1 tRNA gene and 1 rRNA gene are annotated in these 2,310 nt (G+C 53.2%); both read left to right on the top strand.

Annotated features, from left to right (window positions below):
• The first annotated feature begins 450 nt into the window (after nt 1-450).
• Nucleotides 451-1,991, top strand: a 16S ribosomal RNA gene (locus BY454_RS16140).
• Between the two features lie 238 nt (nt 1,992-2,229).
• Nucleotides 2,230-2,306 (top strand) — tRNA-Ile (locus BY454_RS16145).
• Nucleotides 2,307-2,310: the final 4 nt, after the last annotated feature.

Here is a 2,310-nt window from a genome sequence, read left to right on the forward strand (position 1 = left end):
AATGCGCATCTCTTTCGAGGGGCAGGCCACTTCGGTGGGGTGTTTCTCGGCTGTTAACTGCTTGAAAGTTTTAAAGAAAAACGTTTTACAGTTTCTTTGAATTAGCGGTTGACAGGGTGCGAATTCGCTGTAGAATGCGCACCACTTCTGAGGCAGTCAGCCACGGCGACTTCTTCAGGGGTTGGCCGCTTTGGTCTTGAAGGGTTTTGCAGTTAGGCGCTTGAGTCGCTTCGAAAAATTCTTCAAAAAAGTGGTTGACAACAGCGAGGCAGCATGTAGAATACGCAGCCTCGATTGAGCAGCAGCTCAACGCTCTTTAACAAGTGAACCAAGTAATTCGTGTGGGCGCTGGCCGAGGTATTTCGGACACGAAATATCAGGACAGTGACTCGTCGAAATTGAGTTTTGTCTTGAGCAAGAATTAAGAACTTACGAGTTCTTGTATGATTTAAACTGAAGAGTTTGATCATGGCTCAGATTGAACGCTGGCGGCAGGCTTAACACATGCAAGTCGAGCGGTAACAGGGGGTGCTTGCACCCCGCTGACGAGCGGCGGACGGGTGAGTAATGCTTAGGAATCTGCCCAGTAGTGGGGGATAGCCCGGGGAAACCCGGATTAATACCGCATACGTCCTACGGGAGAAAGCAGGGGATCTTCGGACCTTGCGCTATTGGATGAGCCTAAGTCGGATTAGCTAGTTGGTGGGGTAAAGGCCTACCAAGGCGACGATCCGTAGCTGGTTTGAGAGGATGATCAGCCACATCGGGACTGAGACACGGCCCGAACTCCTACGGGAGGCAGCAGTGGGGAATATTGGACAATGGGGGCAACCCTGATCCAGCCATGCCGCGTGTGTGAAGAAGGCTTTCGGGTTGTAAAGCACTTTCAGTAAGGAGGAAAACCTTACGGTTAATAACCGTGAGGCTTGACGTTACTTACAGAAGAAGCACCGGCTAACTCCGTGCCAGCAGCCGCGGTAATACGGAGGGTGCAAGCGTTAATCGGAATTACTGGGCGTAAAGCGCGCGTAGGTGGTTCGATAAGCGGGATGTGAAAGCCCCGGGCTTAACCTGGGAACGGCATTCCGAACTGTCGGGCTAGAGTATGGTAGAGGGTAGTGGAATTTCCTGTGTAGCGGTGAAATGCGTAGATATAGGAAGGAACACCAGTGGCGAAGGCGGCTACCTGGACCAATACTGACACTGAGGTGCGAAAGCGTGGGGAGCAAACAGGATTAGATACCCTGGTAGTCCACGCCGTAAACGATGTCAACTAGCCGTTGGGACTCTTGAAGTCTTAGTGGCGCAGCTAACGCACTAAGTTGACCGCCTGGGGAGTACGGCCGCAAGGTTAAAACTCAAATGAATTGACGGGGGCCCGCACAAGCGGTGGAGCATGTGGTTTAATTCGACGCAACGCGAAGAACCTTACCTGGCCTTGACATCCAGAGAACTTTCCAGAGATGGATTGGTGCCTTCGGGAACTCTGTGACAGGTGCTGCATGGCCGTCGTCAGCTCGTGTCGTGAGATGTTGGGTTAAGTCCCGTAACGAGCGCAACCCCTATCCCTGGTTGCTAGCAGGTAATGCTGAGAACTCCAGGGAGACTGCCGGTGACAAACCGGAGGAAGGTGGGGATGACGTCAGGTCATCATGGCCCTTACGGCCAGGGCTACACACGTGCTACAATGGCGCGTACAGAGGGCTGCGAACTCGCGAGAGTAAGCCAATCCCTTAAAACGCGTCGTAGTCCGGATCGGAGTCTGCAACTCGACTCCGTGAAGTCGGAATCGCTAGTAATCGCGAATCAGAATGTCGCGGTGAATACGTTCCCGGGCCTTGTACACACCGCCCGTCACACCATGGGAGTGGATTGCACCAGAAGTGGTTAGTCTAACCTTCGGGAGGACGATCACCACGGTGTGGTTCATGACTGGGGTGAAGTCGTAACAAGGTAGCCGTAGGGGAACCTGCGGCTGGATCACCTCCTTAAACGAAGCCGAATGCTTCGGTCAGAGTCCACACGAATTACTTGGTTCCTGTAAAGAGAGCAAAAGGGTCTATGCAGGCCCGGTCACTGCGGCGCTTTTTAGTGAAGCAGAGATTAGCGCTGTAGATTGTGACAGCTGACAAGGCGCAGGGTGAGCGAGTGAGGGCGCGTACATCAGTACGTGACCGATCGAGCGAAGACTGCAACGCAACTCAGGTGGCATAAGATGCAGTGATAATTGGGTCTGTAGCTCAGGTGGTTAGAGCGCACCCCTGATAAGGGTGAGGTCGGTGGTTCAAGTCCACCCAGACCCACCAAAAA

The sequence above is a fragment of the Marinobacter persicus genome (assembly GCF_002934325.1).
Taxonomy (GTDB): Bacteria; Pseudomonadota; Gammaproteobacteria; order Pseudomonadales; family Oleiphilaceae; genus Marinobacter; species Marinobacter persicus_A.